Annotated in this window: 19 protein-coding genes; 8 read left to right on the top strand and 11 right to left on the bottom strand. The window is 51.5% G+C overall.

Annotated elements, in window-relative coordinates; genetic code table 11:
- Positions 1-19 precede the first annotated feature (19 nt).
- Together JTE88_RS00545 and JTE88_RS00540 are read left to right on the top strand one after the other, a co-directional pair.
- Positions 20-994: an amino acid ABC transporter permease gene (locus tag JTE88_RS00545; protein ID WP_204424641.1), complete on the top strand. Its 975-nt coding sequence runs from the start codon at positions 20-22 to the stop codon at positions 992-994.
- A gap of 15 nt (positions 995-1,009) precedes the next feature.
- A complete protein-coding gene (locus tag JTE88_RS00540; RefSeq protein ID WP_204424639.1) occupies positions 1,010-1,789 on the top strand; it encodes an amino acid ABC transporter ATP-binding protein in 780 nt (259 codons plus the stop codon).
- Positions 1,790-1,812: 23 nt separating this feature from the next.
- On the opposite strand, the gene JTE88_RS00535 is transcribed toward JTE88_RS00540, so the two are convergent.
- Positions 1,813-2,496 carry a hypothetical protein gene (locus tag JTE88_RS00535; protein WP_204424638.1) on the bottom strand — a complete coding sequence of 228 codons (684 nt, stop codon included), beginning with the start codon at positions 2,494-2,496 and terminating at the stop codon, positions 1,813-1,815.
- A 51-nt stretch (positions 2,497-2,547) separates the two neighbouring features.
- Positions 2,548-3,489 (bottom strand): GNAT family N-acetyltransferase, encoded by a 942-nt coding sequence (locus JTE88_RS00530; protein ID WP_204424636.1) that lies wholly within the window; start codon positions 3,487-3,489, stop codon positions 2,548-2,550.
- 49 nt (positions 3,490-3,538) lie between these two features.
- On the opposite strand from JTE88_RS00530, the gene JTE88_RS00525 reads away from it, so the two are divergent.
- Entirely contained in the window at positions 3,539-3,988 is a 450-nt protein-coding gene (locus JTE88_RS00525; protein WP_204424634.1) for a SprT-like domain-containing protein, read from the top strand.
- 42 nt (positions 3,989-4,030) lie between these two features.
- Here JTE88_RS00525 and JTE88_RS00520 read toward each other — a convergent pair whose 3' ends face one another.
- Positions 4,031-4,615, bottom strand: coding sequence for a low molecular weight protein-tyrosine-phosphatase (locus JTE88_RS00520; protein WP_204424632.1), 585 nt, complete (start codon positions 4,613-4,615; stop codon positions 4,031-4,033).
- A 102-nt stretch (positions 4,616-4,717) separates the two neighbouring features.
- Positions 4,718-5,692 (bottom strand): class 1b ribonucleoside-diphosphate reductase subunit beta, encoded by a 975-nt coding sequence (gene nrdF, locus JTE88_RS00515; RefSeq protein WP_204424630.1) that lies wholly within the window; start codon positions 5,690-5,692, stop codon positions 4,718-4,720.
- Between the two features lie 87 nt (positions 5,693-5,779).
- Here nrdF and JTE88_RS00510 point away from each other — a divergent pair, with 87 nt between their 5' ends.
- On the top strand, positions 5,780-6,934 hold the full coding sequence (locus JTE88_RS00510; RefSeq protein WP_204424629.1) for a DUF418 domain-containing protein: 1,155 nt from the start codon (positions 5,780-5,782) through the stop codon (positions 6,932-6,934).
- Positions 6,935-6,945: 11 nt separating this feature from the next.
- Here JTE88_RS00510 and nrdE read toward each other — a convergent pair whose 3' ends face one another.
- The 3 genes from nrdE to nrdH are packed head-to-tail and all read right to left on the bottom strand — an operon-like array spanning position 6,946 to position 9,752.
- Entirely contained in the window at positions 6,946-9,096 is a 2,151-nt protein-coding gene (gene nrdE / locus JTE88_RS00505; RefSeq protein ID WP_204424628.1) for a class 1b ribonucleoside-diphosphate reductase subunit alpha, read from the bottom strand.
- A complete protein-coding gene (gene nrdI, locus JTE88_RS00500; RefSeq protein ID WP_204424627.1) occupies positions 9,078-9,479 on the bottom strand; it encodes a class Ib ribonucleoside-diphosphate reductase assembly flavoprotein NrdI in 402 nt (133 codons plus the stop codon). The genes nrdE and nrdI overlap by 19 nt, the downstream gene beginning before the upstream one ends.
- A 21-nt stretch (positions 9,480-9,500) precedes the next feature.
- Entirely contained in the window at positions 9,501-9,752 is a 252-nt protein-coding gene (gene nrdH, locus JTE88_RS00495; RefSeq protein ID WP_204424626.1) for a glutaredoxin-like protein NrdH, read from the bottom strand.
- Between the two features lie 412 nt (positions 9,753-10,164).
- Between nrdH and JTE88_RS00490 the strand changes: the two genes are divergently transcribed.
- Both JTE88_RS00490 and mtnN read left to right on the top strand, forming a co-directional pair.
- The gene (locus JTE88_RS00490) at positions 10,165-10,623 is read left to right on the top strand and encodes an S-ribosylhomocysteine lyase (RefSeq protein ID WP_204424625.1); all 459 of its coding nucleotides are present in this window, start codon (positions 10,165-10,167) and stop codon (positions 10,621-10,623) included.
- Positions 10,623-11,969: a 5'-methylthioadenosine/S-adenosylhomocysteine nucleosidase gene (gene mtnN / locus JTE88_RS00485; protein ID WP_204424624.1), complete on the top strand. Its 1,347-nt coding sequence runs from the start codon at positions 10,623-10,625 to the stop codon at positions 11,967-11,969. The genes JTE88_RS00490 and mtnN overlap by 1 nt, the downstream gene beginning before the upstream one ends.
- Before the next feature lie 75 nt (positions 11,970-12,044).
- Here mtnN and JTE88_RS00480 read toward each other — a convergent pair whose 3' ends face one another.
- Both JTE88_RS00480 and JTE88_RS00475 read right to left on the bottom strand, forming a co-directional pair.
- Positions 12,045-14,222, bottom strand: coding sequence for a S9 family peptidase (locus tag JTE88_RS00480; protein ID WP_204424623.1), 2,178 nt, complete (start codon positions 14,220-14,222; stop codon positions 12,045-12,047).
- A gap of 63 nt (positions 14,223-14,285) precedes the next feature.
- Positions 14,286-14,903 carry a ribonuclease H family protein gene (locus JTE88_RS00475; RefSeq protein ID WP_204424621.1) on the bottom strand — a complete coding sequence of 206 codons (618 nt, stop codon included), beginning with the start codon at positions 14,901-14,903 and terminating at the stop codon, positions 14,286-14,288.
- Positions 14,904-14,973: 70 nt separating this feature from the next.
- Between JTE88_RS00475 and JTE88_RS00470 the strand changes: the two genes are divergently transcribed.
- Positions 14,974-15,912, top strand: a complete 939-nt coding sequence (locus JTE88_RS00470) for a macro domain-containing protein (protein WP_204424620.1) — start codon at positions 14,974-14,976, stop codon at positions 15,910-15,912.
- A gap of 38 nt (positions 15,913-15,950) precedes the next feature.
- Positions 15,951-16,769 carry a trimeric intracellular cation channel family protein gene (locus JTE88_RS00465; RefSeq protein WP_204424619.1) on the top strand — a complete coding sequence of 273 codons (819 nt, stop codon included), beginning with the start codon at positions 15,951-15,953 and terminating at the stop codon, positions 16,767-16,769.
- A gap of 37 nt (positions 16,770-16,806) precedes the next feature.
- On the opposite strand, the gene JTE88_RS00460 is transcribed toward JTE88_RS00465, so the two are convergent.
- Together JTE88_RS00460 and JTE88_RS00455 are read right to left on the bottom strand one after the other, a co-directional pair.
- Positions 16,807-17,727: a class C sortase gene (locus JTE88_RS00460; RefSeq protein ID WP_204424618.1), complete on the bottom strand. Its 921-nt coding sequence runs from the start codon at positions 17,725-17,727 to the stop codon at positions 16,807-16,809.
- Positions 17,728-17,814: 87 nt separating this feature from the next.
- Positions 17,815-19,392, bottom strand: a complete 1,578-nt coding sequence (locus JTE88_RS00455; protein ID WP_204424617.1) for a SpaH/EbpB family LPXTG-anchored major pilin — start codon at positions 19,390-19,392, stop codon at positions 17,815-17,817.
- Between the last annotated feature and the right edge of the window lie 335 nt (positions 19,393-19,727).

Raw genomic sequence — 19,727 nt, 5'->3', positions numbered from 1 at the left:
TCGACAGCCAGGATATATTATGCCGTCGCACAACAGCCCCGAACTTATTCACGCAGTCCCCGTCCGCCATTGGGGGCGGTGGGTGTCTGCCGTCATCGTTGCGATTATTGCTTACGCGATTCTCAACCAGCTTGTCACCAATCAGCAATTCCAATGGGATGTAGTGGCTGACAATCTGTTCAAGATTCAGATTGTTAAAGGCGTGGCGTGGACGCTTGCGCTCACGGTAGCTGCGATGGCGCTGGGTATTGCCCTGGCTGTCACGATGGCGATTATGCGCCGGTCGGATAATCCGGTTTTACGTTCGGTGGCGACCGTTTATATCTGGTTCTTCCGTGGCACTCCGATTTACACTCAGCTAATTTTCTGGGGTTTGATTGGAACACTGTTTCCGACCATTACAGTTGGAATTCCAGGAGTGGTTGATTTCTTCTCCTTCGCGCCGAATAATATTTTTGCTGAGCGGCAGTACACGATGTTCTTGTTTGCTGTGCTGGGGCTGGGAATAAACGAAGGCGCCTACCTTGCTGAGATTGTGCGTTCTGGTTTGAATTCGGTTGATCCGGGTCAAGAGGAAGCTGCGAAGGCCCTGGGCATGAGCAGTGGCATGATTATGCGGCGGATTATTTTACCGCAGGCAATGCGGGTGATTGTGCCACCTACGGGTAATGAAACTATTTCGATGTTGAAGACGACGTCGTTAGTGACGGCCGTGCCGTTGTCGCTGGAGTTGACGCACGTGACGAATGCGAGTGGTTTTTCCTCGTTCCAGCCGATTCCGTTTTTGTTGGTTGCCGCTATCTGGTACTTGTCGATCACCTCGGTGTTGATGGTGGGCCAGTATTATCTTGAGAAGTTTTACGGCCGTGGCACTTCGGATAGTTCTGATTCGTCGCGTGCACGGACGACGAAGAAGAGTCGGGCGGGTCGCCAAGCTGCAATTAACGCCGCGCAGACTACTGTCGACGATCCGTTCGCCGAGTACACCCCATGATTTTGAGGATTAATGATGACTACTGCGTTTGAAACGAAGCCGAAGGTGCGCGTCACTGACGTCCATAAGTTTTTTGGCGATCTGCATGTGTTGAAGGGTGTATCTTTCGATGTGCAGCCGGGTACGGTGACGTCGATCTTGGGCCCGTCGGGTTCAGGTAAGTCGACGATGTTGCGCTGTATCAATCTGTTGGAGACGATCCAGGCCGGGTCGATTTATGTGGACGACACATTGATGGGCTATCAGGAAAAGGGCGGCAAACTGTATGAGCTGACGGCGAAGCAGGCTGCGGCTCAACGTGCGAAGATCGGCATGGTTTTCCAACGGTTTAATTTGTTCCCGCATAAGACGGCGTTGGAGAACGTGATGGAAGCGCCCGTGCATGTGTTGGGTAAGTCGGTTGCGCAGGCGCGCACTCAAGCGCAGGCGTTATTGAAGCGGGTCGGGCTTGCAGATCGGATGGAGCACTACCCTTCTGAGCTGTCTGGTGGCCAACAGCAGCGTGTGGCGATTGCGCGTGCGTTGGCGATGGAACCGGAGTTGATGCTGTTTGATGAGCCGACGTCGGCGTTGGATCCGGAGTTGGTTGGTGAAGTGCTTGCGGTGATGCAGGATTTGGCGCGCGAGGGCATGACGATGATTGTGGTGACCCACGAGATGGGGTTTGCCCGCGAGGTTTCCGATCAGGTTATTGTGATGGACGACGGCGGTATCATCGAAGCCGGCAAGCCCGCGGACGTATTTGACAATCCGCGTAGCGAGCGCGCACGCGAGTTCTTTACTCGCGTGGTGTGAGCAGGATGCGCCTTGTGCGAGCCCTACCCGCGCAAAGACCCGACGAATAACATCGCAGCGAACGCCGCGATTCCGGCGCTTGCCCACCATTGAACGGCTGCCCATGTTGGGGTTCGTTCAAGTGGGCTCCGACGGACCGGTAGTATTTCGGCCTTGTTTGGCAAAATACGTGGACGATGCCTGAGCTTATCCATCAATTCGAGCTGCTGGGCAGTGGCAGTTCCTTCAACAAGTTCACCTAATTCTGGATCTGTTTGGAAAAGCGGGAGCAGAGTACCTACAGGCGGGTCGGCCACTTCCCCGACTCTGGTTCGCATCGTCACCATCGAACTAAATGGCGCACCCCCATCAACAGGTAACGCAACGACTGGCACAAGGATTCCTCGCCCACCACCGGAGCGAACTTCTCGCGCATACTCCGTCTCATTGGTCCCAATGACTCGCGCAACCACCGCACGTTGCGGCGCCGATTCTGGCTGCCACACATACCAGCAACCAAATACAATCGCTGCCAGTAACGCAACAGGTAAAAGAGTAAAAGCCATTCGGCCCAAGGGAACCTCATCAATGAAGAGGAACATTCCCACAACTGAGCCAAACAAGAATCCCATTAACACAGCTGCGCTCATGCGCCGTGCGTGATCAATAGGCCGCGATGCCGGCAATGCCACGCGGTTCATACGCAAAATAATATCGGTTCCAGACATGCGGCAATTATATCGACTATCTCCGACATATTTTCCTGCACACTAGCCCAGTCACATGATCAATTTCCCAACAGTCACCGGCGGATACAACGTCAACCACAACGGTTCGAACTCAAACCCGAGCGCTTTATTCATGCGTAGCGACGCCTGGTTCACGCTCGCCCCGCCAGTTCCCCACCGACGCACCCCGAGCGCATAAGTTCCCAACACAGACGCAGATTTCATCGCTTTCGCAAGGCCTCGACGTCGAAAATCTGGATGCATACTGGTGCGGTCGACTTCCCACCGCTCCCCTGCATCAAACAGCACCGTAAACCCAACCAGCGTATCTCTCATAAACGCACCCCAAACACGGACGCTACCGTGAGCGACCTTCTCACCGAAGTCGTACGGGAGAGGCTCATGGTGCGATGCCGGAGTGGATGGAAAGTCCGGAGCAACCAATCTATCAAGCGCATAAAGCGCAGACATATCGTCAACAGTCAGTTCCCGCATCTCAAAACCGGCGTGGATCGCAGCGTCAACATACTGCCGATAGAGAGACAGATCGGCGTCGTCGCCAAGATTCAGGCGCGCACCCCACGACGTCGAGCCAACCTGCCACCCCGCCTGACGTAACTGGGCAACTTCCGGCATGTCTTCGCGGAAAATTCGTGGTTCGCCGTCGACGTCGATCACCAGATTCAGCAAACCAACCGGGAGCGGACCGCCGTAAATATGCGGAAATTTTTCTGACTGCGGGTTCTGCGGATCTCCCGGCTCGAATCGAACCTCGAAGCCAGCTGCGCGCAACTCCTCGTCGTCAATGGCGACGACGAACGCGTCCGCCCGGTCCGCATACAGAAATTTTGCGACGGCGCTCGCCTGCTCCAGCGACTTGCTGGCATGCACGAAACCCACCGCGTCGACGTCGCAGTCTCGCGTTGAGCGCCTATACGTTCCGCAGTCGCGAGCTAAGTTCCAGTCTTCGGGCAAAACGATATGAAAAACCATACCAGCACTCTAACATTGTGCCGGCCGTCAACACCGCTACGATAGAGGGGTGGATATTGATCAGGCGCGCGCACTAGCCCAAGAACTCATGGCGTTTCATGGGCTGACTGGCTGGTCGTTCGCATTCGACCGAGCGAAGCGGCGCGCCGGCGCAGCGCATTTTGATCGCAAGCAGATCACGTTGTCGCGTGCACTGACTGAAGCCTCAGACGACGACGCCGTACGCGACACTATTCTTCACGAAATCGCCCATGTGCTTGTTGGTCCGGGTCACGGTCACGATCGGCTTTGGCAGGAAACATGTGTGCGGATTGGCGGTTCTGGGCAGGTGCGGTTGCGCAATGCGCCGCATATTCCGGGAGCCTGGGTTGGCGTGTGTCCGGCGGGGCATCGCGTTGAACGTTTCCGTCGGCCGAGCCGGCCACTGAGTTGCGCAATATGCCATCCGCGAGCGTTTTCCGCCGACCACGAGTTTGTGTGGCGTCGGCGCGAACAGTAGCTCCTGCTAGCTATTGCGGCACTCAACTATTGTGGCGGTTAACTATTGCTGTCCGTGCGCTTTCGCTACGAATTCCACAATTCCGCGAGCGCCCGCTTCGACCATATCCAACGTGTCGTAGAATCCGGAAGCGTCACCGTACCATGGATCGAGGACGTCGAGTTCGCCGTTCGAAGTGTAGAAGTCTGAACCGCGTCCGGCTTTGACTTTCTCTTGTCCTTCCAGCGGCCCGCCCGGTCCGAACACGCCGGCTGGGCCTGGCTGCACGGTTCCGTCAAATTCGCGCCACAGGTGGATTCGGGAGATGTGCTCTTCGCTTAAGCCTGCGCTGAGCATCATGCGGCGTAGCGAACGTGCATGACCGGTGGTCATGGCAAGGATCAGGTCTGCGTGTGCCAGTTCCATGTCGCTGGCTTGATGCGCATGGTGATCAAGTGGGACGCGGTAGCCTTTCTCGCGCAAAACCTTAGCAGCGCGCGAATCGACCGGGTGTCCGCTTTCTTCGCTGGACACTCCGGCCGACGTGACAGAGGCATCGATTCCAGCTTCGTCGAGTTGTGATTGCAGAACGATGGCGCCCATCGGCGAGCGGCAAATATTTCCTGTGCATACGACTAAGATTTTCATCTTCTGCCTTTCTGTTGCGCGTTGCGTTTGTTCCGGTTCCCGATGTACCAAAATGACGGGATCTGACACATCAGCTCCCGAACTCCGGCCCTCAGTGCTTACTTAGAAGTCCCAGTCGTCGTCTTCGGTGGCCTCTGCTGTACCGATGACGTAGGACGAACCAGATCCGCTAAAGAAGTCGTGGTTTTCGTCAGCGTTTGGCGATAGTGCCGCCAAAATAGCTGGGTTGACTGCGGTTTGATCAGCGGGGAAGAGGGCTTCGTATCCTAAGTTCATCAACGCCTTGTTGGCGTTGTAGCGCAGGAACATTTTGACGTCTTCGGTCAGCCCCATCTCATCATAGAGCGACTCGGTGTAACCTTCTTCGTTCTCGTACAAATCTTCAAGCAAGGAGTAGGTGTAGTCCATGAGCTCTGCTTGGCGCTCGGGCGAAGACTTCTTCACTGCCTGCTGGTACTTGTATCCGATGTAGTAGCCGTGGACCGCTTCGTCGCGAATGATAAGACGGATGAGGTCTGCGGTGTTGGTGAGTTTGGCGTGCGAGCTCCAGTACATGGGTGCGTAGAAACCGGAGTAGAAAAGGAAGGATTCGAGCATGGTGGATGCGACCTTGCGCTTTTCGGCATCGTCGCCGCGGTAGTAGTCGAGTACAATTTTCGCTTTCTTTTGCAGAAACTCGTTTTCTTCTGACCAGCGGAAGGTCTCTTCGATTTCTTGGGAAGAGATCAGGGTAGAGAAGATCGAGGAGTAGGACTTGGCGTGCACTGATTCCATGAATGCGATGTTGGTGTAGACCGCTTCTTCGTGCGGTGTGACAGCATCTGGGATAAGCGAGATCGCGCCAACGGTTCCTTGGATCGTGTCCAGTAGCGTAAGGCCGGTGAAGACGCGGGTGGTCATGAGTTGCTCATGCGGCTTGAGGGTGTTCCAGGATTGGATGTCATTCGACAGCGGGATTTTCTCAGGTAGCCAGAAGTTTCCGGTGAGACGGTCCCAGACTTCCTGGTCTTTTTCATCGATAATTTTGTTCCAGTTGATGGCTTGCACTGAGTCAATAAGTTTAATCTTGTCGCTCATATTTTCCTCCCAAAAATCGCGTTACTTAATCTTCTCATGACTGCATGTCACTTCCAATGGCATCGCTCAGCGTTTATTATGTGACTTATGACGACGAACGCTATTTCTTCTCCGGTTCCATCAACCATGTCGGACCGTATTGTTGGCCTCGATCTCGCAAGATCGTTGGCAATTATGGGCATGTTTTGGGCACATATGACGGCCTATGAGCCAGCTGGCTTTTTTGATGGCTGGTTGGCTCAGGTTCCCGATGGCCGTTCAGCAATCACGTTTGCCCTGCTGGCGGGCGTCTCTGTCGCGTTGATGACTGGACGCCAGAACCCATATGTGGGTGAACGGATGTATACGGCTCGGTTGCGGATTGTGGGACGGGCTTTGGTGTTATTTTTAGCTGGTGGCCTTTTGAGTTCGTTGGGCACATCCGTGGTTATTATCTTAGGGTTTTACGGTTTTTGGCTGTTGTTAGCGTTACCGTTTACTCATCTCTCGGTGCGCACTCTGGTGTGGGTTGCCGGCGTCGGAGCGTTTGCTGGTCCGTTTCTTCTGATTCTGACTAAGTCAGCGATGGCTGCTGGCGGGTTGTTTGTGGGGTCAGATCCTAACTCAGCTTTTATGACAGTGATGATTACCGGAACATATCCAGGGTTACAATATGGGGTTTTTGTGATCGCTGGGTTGGCGATCGGTCGTTGTGACATGTTGGCTCAGGCTCGCCAGTTGCGACTTATTGCTGGCGGTCTAGTGTTGATGGTTGGTGGCTACGGCTTAGCTTATGTTGCCACTGGCGGGGAGAACACTTGGCCGCAGCACATGCCGTGGGATCCGTTAACGTCGCTTTTGGCGCGCGACGCTGCACCGCGTTCGCTCGAGGGCCCACTCGGGTGGGTTTTCCCATCGTTAGGCGAGTTCTTTTCGGCTGAACCACATAGCGCCACGATCTTGGAAACAGTCGGTTCGGGCGGTTTTGCTATCACACTTTTAGGGGTGTGTTTATTGATCGGCTCTGCCGTGCGTTATGTGCTGTATCCGTTAGCGGCCATGGGTTCTATGCCGCTAACCAGTTACTGTGGTCATGTTGTCGCTATTTACTTCTTTCCGGATTTAGAACAGTCCCTTTCACTCACCGGGTTTTTCGTCGTATTGTTGACAACGATGGTGTTCGCCTCGATCTGGAAAGCTATGTTTTCCCGTGGCCCCTTGGAGTGGGTGGCGTGGCGAAGCGGGTTGCTGTACAGCCGGTAAACGTGAGTTAGTTACAGCATGCACGAGACGCAGCCGTCAACCTCGGTCCCCTCGAGAGCGGCCTGGCGGATGCGCATATAGTACAGCGACTTGATGCCCTTGCGCCATGCGTATATGTAGGACTTGTTGACGTCACGAGTTGTGACAGTATCTGGATAGAACAGTGTTAATGACAAGCCTTGATCGACGTGCTGGGTTGCTTCAGCGTAGGTGTCGATGATTGCCTGTGGGCCGATTTCGTAGGCGTCTTGGTAGTATTCGAGGTTATCGTTAGTGAGATAAGCTGCCGGATAGTAGACGCGGCCGATTTTGCCTTCTTTACGAATCTCGATCTTCGATACGATCGGGTGGATCGATGACGTTGAATGGTTGATGTAGGAGATAGAACCGGTTGGCGGTACCGCCTGGAGGTTCTGGTTATACATTCCGTGGGTGGCAACGTCGTCGCGCAACTGTTCCCAGTCAGCAGTGGTTGGGATGTGGATGTCAGCAAAGAGTTCGCGTACACGTTCGGTTTTTGGTGACCATTCACGTTCAATATACTTGGCGAAGTAGGAGCCGTCTGCATATGCGGAGCGTTCGAAGCCGTCGAACTTCTGCCCGCGTTCGCGTGCGATTTCCATCGAGGAACGGATCGCGTGGAAGGCGACGGTGTAGAAGTAGATGTTGGTGAAGTCCAATGCGACTTCTGAACCGTAGAAAATCTTTTCCCGACCGAGATAACCGTGAAGGTTCATTTGACCTAAACCAATTGCGTGCGACATATCGTTTCCACGTGCGATTGACGGCACGGAAGTAATGTCAGTTTGGTCAGATACAGCAGTCAGTGCACGAATGGCAGTTTCGACTGTGCGACCGAAATCTGGTGAATCCATGGTTTTCGCAATATTCAGCGAGCCAAGATTGCAGGAGATATCTTTGCCGACGTAATCATAGGAAAGGTCAGCGTTGAGCGTGGATGCTTCAGAGACCTGCAGGATTTCTGAACACAGATTCGACATCGTGATGCGACCGTCGATCGGATTTGCTTTGTTGACGGTATCTTCGTAAACAATGTATGGGTAGCCGGATTCGAACTGAATCTCAGCAAGGGTTTGGAAGAATTGGCGAGCATTGATCTTCGATTTACGGATTCGCTTGTCGTTCACCATTTCTTCATACTTTTCCGTCACGGAAATCTCGGTGAACGGTACCCCGTAGACGCGTTCGACGTCGTAAGGCGAAAACAGGTACATGTCTGCGTTTTGTTTTGCTAGCTCGAACGTAATATCAGGGATAACGACGCCGAGCGAAAGCGTTTTAATTCGGATCTTTTCGTCAGCGTTTTCACGCTTCGTATCCAAGAATCGCATGATGTCTGGGTGGTGTGCGTGGAGGTAGACCGCGCCTGCGCCTTGGCGGGCACCGAGCTGATTGGCGTATGAGAACGCGTCTTCGAGGAGCTTCATGACTGGGTTGACGCCGGATGACTGGTTTTCAATGCGTTTAATCGGCGCACCAAGTTCCCGCAAGTTCGATAGGTTCAGCGCAACTCCGCCGCCGCGCTTGGAGAGCTGGAGCGCAGAGTTAATACCGCGGGAAATAGATTCCATGTTATCTTCGATGCGTAGCAAGAAGCAGGAGACGAGTTCGCCGCGTGCTTTCTTACCTGCGTTGAGGAAGGTCGGGGTTGCTGGCTGGAAACGGCCTGAAATGATCTCATCAACAATGTGTTTCGCGAGTGCCTCATCTCCACTGGCGAGCGTGAGTGCCACCATAACAACACGATCTTCGAAGCGCTCGAGGTAGCGGGTGCCGTCAAAGGTCTTCAACGTGTAGGAAGTATAGTATTTGAACGCTCCAAGGAAGGTGGGGAACCGGAACTTATGGGCGTAAGCCTGCTTGTACAACCCCTTGACGAATTCCGGATCGTAAGGCTCAAAGATCTCTGGCTCGTAATATCCTTCTTCGATAAGGTATTCAAGCTTCTCTTCTAAGGAGTGGAAGAACACCGTATTGCGGTTGACGTGTTGCAGGAAGAATTGGCGGGCAGCTTGACGATCAGCATCGAACTGAATATTTCCCTCAGCGTCATAGAGGTTTAGTTGTGCATTCAACGCATGATAATCGAGGTTTTCGCCGATAAGTTCTTCACCAGTATCGGTCATGATTCGTTCCACCATTGTGTTAATCCTTCGCGCAGTTTCTGCACATCACCAGGAGTGCCTAATAATTCAAATCTATACATGTGGGGTACATGTAGTTTGGCGGAGATAACATCGCCTGCCAAACCGTACGCTTCGCCAAAATTTGTGTTTCCGCCAGATATAACCCCGCGGATATGCGACCGGTTTTGCTCATTGTTGAGGAATTTGATCACTTGTTTGGGTACTGCACCACGTTGATTGCCCCCACCATACGTTGGAACGATTAACACGTAATCATCGTTCACAACGAGCGGTTCTTGGGTAGGGAGGAGTGGTATTCGATCAGCTGGAAAACCTAGCTTTTCAACAAAGCGCTTAGTGTTTTCGGTTGCTGACGAAAAATAGACGAGGTAAACCATGGGAGAAACCCACGATGAGACTTAAGCGCGCATAGCAACTGGCGAAGCAGCAACAGCGAGGCGCTTGATCAGATCTGGGCGGTAACCCGACCAGTGATCGCCATCTGCGAAAACAACAGGAGCTTGTTGATAGCCAAGTGCCTTAACTGTTTCGAGGGCTTGTGGATCTTGAGTGAGATCCACTTCGGAGAAAGACAAACCATTCTTCAACAGCGCTCGCTTCGTGGCAGTGCACTGGACACACGCAGGCTTGGTGTAAAGAGTGATCGACATGTTTTCTCCTCGGTTAAATTATTTTCAGCTTCGGTACATAACACTACACCTAGTGATGAAAAAAATCTGCACCCCTAGATAAAGTGTCTCAAAAATATTTTTTACTGATTTTCACACCTGCCTAGAGAAGCCCGTTAATCCGCCAAGATCGCTCGACTTTTACCCTACGACCGTGAATTTCCACTTGACAAACCTACACTCACACGCCTCTGGTTGAGACAAAATATACCATCGTCGCCTTAATTTCGGACTTTAGATCACACCATCACCCCCCAACGTGGGAACTGCCTCTTGAATTTCAACGATTCCGACTTGTTTGGGCAAAACAGAAAACTGGCCGCTTGATTGATCTTGTGCGAAAAACATGTGCAACAATAAAGTTATCTATAACTTTGAAATGGAAGAGAAGCCGATGCCTAAAATGAACGTCGAGTCGTTCAATCTGGACCATCGTTTTGTTGATGCGCCCTACGTGCGTATTGCTGACGTTAAGCACTTACCACACGGCGATACTTTAACTAAGTACGATGTGCGATTTACCCAACCTAACCAGGCACACCTGCAGATGCCTGCGATACACTCCATCGAGCATTCTTTTGCTGAGTATGTACGCAACCATGCCGACGACGTCGTCGACTTCTCCCCCATGGGTTGCCAAACCGGTTTCTATCTTATTCGAGCACATGAGCCCGATCTCGAGGGCACACTTGATCTCATCGAAATAACTTTCCGTGACATTCTCAACGCATCGGAAGTACCCGCTGCGAATGAGGTGCAATGTGGATGGGGAGTGCATCATAGTTTGCCCGATGCTCAAGCTGCAATTACCGCCATGCTGGCACAGCGCACTAACTGGGAGAACGTCCAGTAATGAAAAACATCGACGCCCTCGTCATCTCCGCAATGCCCGAGGAAATGGCGCCTTTCCTCGAACTGATTCAAACATATAATCCAAAGCCGGCACAATCACCGATCGGTACGTTCTACCTTGCATCGCGCGGCTCGACGCGGATGGCACTTATGGTCACTGGTGTAGGCATGAGTGCATGTTCTTCAGCACTTGGCTGGGCACTATCCCAAGTAGCACCAAAAATTATCGTTTCAATCGGTTCGGCTGGTGGGTTGGCTCGCGATTCACGCGTTGGACAGGTCGTTGTAGGCGATGAGTATATCAATGGAGGCGCAGACGGCACTGTTTTCGGATACGCACGCGGGCAGGTGCCCGGACAGCCAGCCTCATTTACTGGCGATACACATATGCTCGATTCAGTCCGTGAAGTCATGGCCTCCGTCGCCGATTCTTTTTCGATTCGAATCGGCCAAATGCTCTCTTCAGACGCTTTTGTCACCGAACGAAACGTGACAGATACTCGCGAAGCTTTCCCTTACGGTCTCAGTGCTGATATGGAATCACATGCGGCTGCCCAAGTTGCGCATACGTGGGGAATTCCGTTCGTTTCCATCCGAGGCATCTCTGATTTATGCGGAGATCCCGACGATCAAAACATTTCATTCCACGCTGAATTATCAGATGTGGCCAGGCGCGCAGCGGCAGTTGCTTGCCAAACATTACAACATAGCAAATATATTTCACTAACCCGCTGCACTACGCAACAATTTTCCCAAACAATTCTCACAGGCGCGTTATATATGATGCTAGCTCGCCGATATAACCTCGACGCTGGCGATACAAGCATTCTTGGTGACTACAACCTGAGTGCCGAGAGCCCCGACATTGATAAATTTGATCCGGATATTATTCAGGTGATCCTTGGCCAGGTTGCCGCAGGCAAAGAGCTTGCTCAAACTGAACCAAATTCGGCATTAACTGCCAAAGATTATGATCGGTTACGGACAGAGTTCATTGAGAGACTTCCAGAAGATCTCCGAATTGGAACATTCACCTGGCCACCTACCTCGCAAACCATTATCAAACGTTTTGATGGATACTGGAACGAAGCCTTAAGCGCTATTGGCCTTGTTCCTCGGCAAGGTCGCAGCCGTGGGGGAATCAAGTATTCTGAGGAAGATTATCAAACAGCAATTCTCGCATATAAGCGTCATGCCGCAGCTCATGATTCCCAGCCCTCTTTTGCCGGATATTCTGCGTTCGCAAAATCCGGCCCGTTAGCCGGAAAAATACCTTCGGGTGCCGCAGTGCGCCAACATTACGGTTCGTGGACGAACGCATTGAATTCTGTATCGGCAGATAGTTAACGTCAATGTTTTGGGGGTGGCCATATTTATGACCACCCCCAAAACATACTGTTGACGAGCTCGCCGGGATTTTGGTTAGTTCACTCCGATGTGATCGAAAATAAACGCTAGTTGCCCTGCGCGCTCTTCCCACTTCTTATACCGGCCAGAACCACCACCGTGCCCGGCAACCATTTCAGTACGTTGAAGGATCGGGCGCTCAATTTCGTCGTTGGTGACCGTATCACGCAATGCTTGTACCCATTTTGTTGGCTCGATATAGCTTACTCGGATATCGTTGAGCGAGGTAGAAGCAAGAATTGCTGGGTACTGCACGGCCGCAATATTTTCGTAGGGCGTGTAGGACTTCATGTAGTGGTAAACTTCAGCACTTTCGATCGGGTTTCCCCACTCTTCCCATTCAGTCACAGTTAGTGGCAATTCTGGATTCAAAATCGTGGTGAGTGCATCGACGAACGGCACGATGGCATGCACAACCCGGAAGGCATCTGGGGCCAAATTCGTTACCGCCCCCATCAACAATCCACCTGCTGACCCACCTTCAGCCGCTAACCGTTCGCTATCTACTAGTCCACTATCAGCCATCCACCGAGCACAGGACACGAAATCTGTGAACGTGTTGCGTTTGGTGAGCATTTTTCCATTCTCATACCATGAGCGGCCCATTTCGCCACCACCACGAATATGCGCAATCGCATAGACCACTCCGCGTTCAAGGGCAGAGAGGATTGTTGGGCTGAACCATGGATCATTAGAGATTTCATATGATCCATATCCGTAGATGATGCCTGGACTAGTGCCGTCTTTTTGCAGATCGGCACGGTGAACGATCGTCATGGGAATCTGGGCGCCATCTTCTGCAGTTACCCATTGGCGGTACTGCACAAACTTCGACGCATCGTAATGCGGAACCTCGGTTTGCTTCACACTGACGATCTCACCGGTATCCAAGCTCCAACGTTGGAACGTATCTGGGGTGAGAACTGATTCGATAATGAATCCGACTTCACGTGCATCCCACATCTCGTTGCCGTAAAAGTTCAATGTAGCAAGTTCTTCAGTTGGGAGAACAACCGCATCTTGCCAATTTTCAGGAGAAGCACCCGGACCAGCGTAGCCTTGCTCGTCAAGGATAGGATCTGCACCTGCTGGAGTTTCAGCACGGGCTGATTCAACCCGCTTCAAGGCTCGCAACTGCATCGCCCCACCGTCGCGCATATTGAGCACAGCAAAGTCTTTAAAAGCAATAACCTCACTCAACCGCTGCCCTGACTGAGCTCGGTAAATAGGCTGCCAGGTATCTGGCTCGCTTGGCCCAACTGGCGCCACGGCCAGATCGAAATCTTCATTGTCAAGATTATGCACAATCAGCAAACAATCGCCCGCTGGTTCAACCGTATAGTGCAACCCGTTGCGCCGTTGCGCCACCATAAACGACCGTTCTGGCGATTGGGTGGAATACAAGTGAACCTCTGCGGTGAGCTTCGATTCGGACTGTATGACGAGCCATGACCCATCGCGTGAAGCATCAATCCCCACCCAGAATAGCTCATCATCATCTTGGTAAATCAACACATCATCGTCGACATTGTGCCCTATAACATGCATCCACACTTGGTATGGGCGCCAAGAATCATCGTTACGCACATAGTAAACACGAGTGGAATCTTTTGACCACACTAGCCCGTATCCAACACCTTGCAAGGATTCATCGATTGTACGATCACCGTCGATAACTGAGATACGCACGTCGAACTGTTCGTTACCTGCATTATCTACTCCGAGGGCTAATAACTCCCCATCTGGTGATACTGAAGAAACCCCGATATTAAAGAAATCTTTGCCTTGCGCTAAAACATTAGCGTCATAAAGTAGCTGGGATTGGACGCTTTCAACATCTGGAATATCTGCCACCCCAGAACCACAGCCAAGTGCCGGGCATCGATAGACAGCCGGATACGATTTTCCTTCATATGTTCGGCTCCAATACCAATATTTACCTTCACGCACTGGGACCGAGACATCGTCTTCCTTGGTGTGCTGAGCAAATTCGCTCACCAGTTGTTCACGTAATGGAGCCAGATGCGCCGTGCGCGCATCAGCCCACGCATTTTCGGCCTCAATATGTGCAATAACTGCTGGGTCGGAATCCTGGCGAATCCACTCGTAGTTATCCACCACATCATCACCATGAAACGAGCGCGTAATTGGTTTCTTCGCCAAGCGTGGCGCATGCGTCAGTTCAGTATTCATATCTTGACCCTATCGGTAGGATCCGACACGGTTTAATGTCGGATAAATTTCTTCGGTTAAGTTTTACTTGTGGGCGTTGGATTGCTCTACAGCGAGCCGGTCAGCGAGATCATTTCCCGGATCTCCATTGTGCCCGCGCACCCATTCAACGTCGGTTTTCCCGCTTCGTGCTTCGTAAAGGTCAACGATCGCCTCGATTAGCTCTCGATTGAGAACGGGTTTACCATCGGCTTTGCGCCATCCGCGCTTGCGCCAACCTACAGCCCATTTCGTCATCGAGTCGATCACGTATTTCGAATCGACACGCAGCAACAGATCGACCTCCGGCCCGGCATAACGCAATGCGTGAAGCATCGCAGTGAGCTCCATAATATTGTTCGTGGTCTGGTGAGCGCCGCCAGAAACCGCATAACCTGCTGTTTGGTCCACGAACGCCCACCCGCCAGGCCCAGGGTTTCCCGAACACGCACCATCAGTTGCGATGACCAAATCGTACGACGACGAAGGGCGCCCGACCTGTTTTCCGATCTGCGTTTCGCGAGCGCCCGGAGGAGGCGTGAAACCCGTATCGTGAGAAACTTCCCCCAATGAGTCGAGAGCTGATTCCTCGACGTCGGCAGATAATTGCCCGTCGATATCTGGAAAGTCCGAAAATAATGAAGGCTGCTGTGAAAAATTCATGGGACTAGCTTATCTCACATGACCTTGGAGGCGAACATGGGTATTCTTAGAGTAGCGAGAAAGGTTTACCATGCTACAACTATCGGACTACCGTCAAGAAATCCATCTAGATGAACCGTTTCCGGAACCAAAAAATGATAACCGGTCAAATTACGATCTTTTGATGACTGCCCTCGGAGGTATTACCGAAAAGCACTATACAGGAACCTCGTCGCTTGCACATTTATCAACTGACAAGGGTCTGCTGCGCTGGTTGCAGGCCGAACTTGCAGTTCGCGAACCCAAGCCGCTCGATCCTATCTCGTCGCGTGCGATTAATACGTTGCTTTTCCGTGAAGTTGGCCGCCATGGACGCGTCGAAGCAGCAAACCTTCGCCGAGTATCGGATATGATTCCAGATTGCGATTACGGCCCTGCTCCGCACACTGTGCTTTATCGTGGAGATATGCGCCAACTCGTTGTTGACGCTGTTGTTAATGCTGCAGTACCAGACCTTAACGGTTGCCCGGTTCCGTTGCATGATTGCCTGGATTCGACTCTCCACGAGCAGGCTGGTCCATGGATGCGTAACGACACCAACACCGTCCGCCAACTTAACGGCGATAAAGGTCTAGCACCTGCCGATGCAATAATAACTCGTGGCTACCGGCTACCGGCAAAGTACGTTATTCACACCACCGGCCCGGAACTGAAAAACGGCAAGGTCACCGCGAAAGATCGCGCCACCTTATTCAAGGCCTACTGGAACTGTATGGAGTTGGCTCGCATGAAGGGCGATATCCGCTCAATTGCATTCCCTGGTATTTCCACCGGAAACGGTGGTTTCCCGCTTGAAGATGCCACGCAAATCGCACTCGACGCCGTCGAACACTGGACGTATCAGCATGACCAGAGTCTCGACCTTATCGTTTTCTCGCTCCGCACTGATGCGGATGCGGAAAAAGTTCTCCACCAGCTTGAGCGTTGGATTGAAAGCGATAACCGCTCGTCCAATATCGTACCTGCGTGATATAACCTTCAAACACCGATCCTAGATAAGGCTGGTGCATGGATCCCGAAACCCTATTCCGAGTCGTCGACGTCCTCGGAGTGATAGCCAATGCCCTGATTGGTTCCGCGCTCGCCCGTATCTTGGGCTATGACCTGATCGGTTTCCTTGTGCTGGGCACGGGAACCGCGTTGGGGGGAGGCATTATGCGTGACGTCATGCTTGGAGTTGGATTCCCTGTAGCTCTTACTGACCCGTGGTATCTTGGTGGAGCTTTTACTGCATCGATCTTGTCCTATCTGTTCCCGTTCGAAGGGAAATGGTCGCGGCGAATGCTCTCTCTTGCTGACGTCTTAGCGCTGGGCTGCTGGTCAGCTACTGGAGCTTCTAAGGGGTTGACTGCAGGACTTGATTGGATACCGTCAATATTTTTGGGCGTTATCACCGCAACGATGGGTGGGGTTCTGCGGGATGTCATGGTCAATCGCATACCGGCGATTTTTGGCGGTAGCCCACTCTATGCCACCTTCTCGGTGCTCGCTGCTACTCAAATGGTAATTTTTCAATACAACGGCATGTACCAGTTGGGTATGGGGTCGGCAATCCTCATGTGTGCGGTTTTCGGACTCATGGCACGCCGGTTCAACTGGCAACTGCCGCGAACTGCCTATGATTTACGACGTTATTCTGAACGGTTACGGCGATTACGGATCCGCCCGCGTCACATGCTCGATGATTCGTTGACTCAACAGCATGGCACTGAGGCTAATACGAAGGGTATGGCTCAAGCAGGCCGCGAATTCCGCCATAAGTTGCGCCATAATAATCCCGAGGAAAATAGTCGACTCCCGCGTCATTTCCGTGACGAACAGAGCTGAACGTTAGGCTTGTGCTTTATTCTAGTTATCGAAAGTGTCATTCGGTTTCTTTGATTTTATTCGCTGCTACGATTTCTGCGGCTCGGTATCCATCGCGCCAGATGTATACTGCCACGCCAAGGACTGTTACAGTCAAAATGATGATCCACCATGGGAAGTGTGGTAGTCGTGGTTCTGATTTTGCCGCTTCTTCTGCGCCTTCTGGTGTTGGATAAATTCGTTGCGCGGTGACAAGAATTCTGTGTGTATTAATCCCCAATGGTGTGCAAGTAACAAGTGTGACGAGGTCGCGTTCCGGGTCTGCTTCGATTTCTTGAGTGTCTTCTGGTGCGATGACTTTCAACTCTTGCACTTGGTAGGCGTAGACTTTGTCGAAAATCGTTATTGTGAAAATATCGCCTTCTTTGGCTTTGTCGAGCTCGTTAAATAGTGTTGCTTCGGGTAGTCCACGGTGTGCAGTGAGGACGGATCGTGTACCCTTTCCGCCGACCGGTAGCGATGTTCCTTCGAGGTGCCCGATACCAATCTCAAGGGTTTTTGTTTCTGTTCCATGGTAGATCGGCAGGTCAATGTCTAGGCTTCCATAGAATAGCCGTCCCATATAGCCGCTTCCGGTGCTGTTGAGTAAGTCATTATAGTTGAGCGCACCTGGTTTGAGTTCACCACGGCCGCTGGCGATATTGGCGTTGGCTTGGTAGATTGCGCCCGAAGCTAAAGACTCGTTATATTCTTGGGCTCTTTGAATCTCTTCGTGAATTCGCTCTTCCTGTTCCGAATCGTCTCCCACGGAAACTAGCTCTAGTCCGATAACTCGTGACTGTTCAAACTGAGAGAACCAAGATGCCACATGTGGGTACATGAATGTTGCCACGCCAGCCAAAATAAGAATGCTGGAAAATATGGCAGTAACCGGAAATTTCCACGGACGACGTCGAGATGTTACATGTTTCTTCTTCATGTTCTCTGTTCCCTTAACATAGAGAGTTGGTGGCGGTAGATTACCGCCACCAACTCTAAAATAGTCACTTATTGTATCGGAATCCGCTTAGTTCTTAGCGGTCGCACGACGCCGACGAGAGACTACAACAACCCCGGCACCGATAGAAACGAGTGTTAGTCCGAGAACCGTCAACAGAATGGTTCCCTGTGCACCAGTCAACGGCAGATCTGGAGTATCCTTCGTCTTATTCACAATCTCGGTTATAGAATTCTTGTTGCTGGCTACTGTGCCGGCCTTGATTGTAATCGTTTGCGGATCTGTAAGACCGGTGTAACCTGCTGGCGCTCCAGTTTCGTAGAGACAATATTTCTTAGTAGGAGAGCTAAGTTCACCATTACTGGAGTTTGCTACGAACAAGCCGAGGACATCAGATGTGGAATCCTTCCAGATAACGATGCCTTCTTCGTTCGATTCACCGGTTGCAATTGGGTTATCCGCTTCAGCCGAGCACTTACCATCGACTGCTTCGGTTACAGCGAACTTTGCACCCTTGAGGGCCTGTTTAGCAGTATCTACCTTCTTGACCTTGAGCTCACCCCAATAAGTGTAGGGAGTTGTTTTACCCGGAACTGTAACCCCGTTAAAATCCGATCCGTAACCATTATTAGGCTCTCCAGATTCTTTGTCCCATGGCTTGTTGTTGATCATACCGGATTCAGTGACTTTTTCGACTGTAGTAGTGAAAACGACTTGGAGCGTTTGACCGGCTTTCAAGGTATCGAGTTTGCCCTTATTAAGCTCCCAAACAATACCATTGTTAGGAGTGGTTACTTTGTAGTCAGATTCGGTTAGAGTCTCTCCGTCCAAAGAAACTTTAATAGTCTTGCCAAACTTCAAGCTAGAATCGAGGTAGTCAAAGATCTTTGCAGACTCATACTTTTCACCCTTTTTCAGAGCAGGAACTTCCTGCTCAATGGTCCATTCAACCGTTTCGTTGAGAACGAGTTTCTTCTGCTGACCATTCTCGTTAATCGTTTTTTCAGGACCTTCAAGTTTGAGGTTCTTTGGATATACATGAATATCGTAGAGCCAGTTTGCTTTCTGGTCATCGTTCTTGCCCTGCAGTCCCTTTTCTGGCATTGGAACCGAAACGAAGAACGGAGCAGTCTTAGAAATAACGTCCGATGGAGCAGCAGTTTCAGCGACGTAGTAGAATCCTAAGTCAATTTTACCGGTTTCAGCAAAGCCAGCTTCACCGTCCTTAAGACCAGTTTTGACAGAAGTTCCAACCCCGATTAAACACAGACCTTCAACATCAAAATTATCATAGTCAACCGGAGCTTGCGCTTCGGAGATAAGCTTCCAATCATCGTTGTCGGTAGTCTTTAGCGGGGTACATTCTGAACTAGCACCCTTCTTACCGACCTGCCAATAGGTAAAAGTAACACCATTGAGTCCTTCACCTGAAGGCTGATCTAACTTCAGTCCAGTATCGTGTGTATCCGCTTCAGCTCCCAGGCGCTTATGGATCGTTAATGAGCCTTTTTCCGGAGCATTCGGCTGGCCGGGCCCTTGAACTTCGGCACCGTGAGCTGACGGGACAACAGCAACCATACCCAACGCGACGAGCGAGGTAGCACCGATTCCGGCTACCACCCTCTTCATTACACTTGCAATAGACATTAACGTCTCTACCTTTCAATTCAGTTAAATACAATCTTCAGCCCACAAAAAACAGGAAACTTTTTCTACACTAAAGACGCTAAATTGCCGCGAATATCTTGGATATCATAGTGAAGCCACAGAACACGCCTCAGCACTTTTCCCGACAACCACCATGAATTTTATATGCAAAGAAACAGAGAAAACCAGTCCGGAGAACTACGACTCCAAAGATCACATCAAAGTCACATAAGGATTTCCGGCCGACAAAATTTTCTACACGACCGCTTCGCAACAAATGTAATCCACACTGCTAACACGGGCCGAAGATAGGGACATCAACACAAGGGCACTGC

The sequence above is a fragment of the Arcanobacterium phocisimile genome (assembly GCF_016904675.1).
GTDB lineage: Bacteria > Actinomycetota > Actinomycetes > Actinomycetales > Actinomycetaceae > Arcanobacterium > Arcanobacterium phocisimile.
This window is presented reverse-complemented; position numbering and strand designations above follow the sequence as displayed.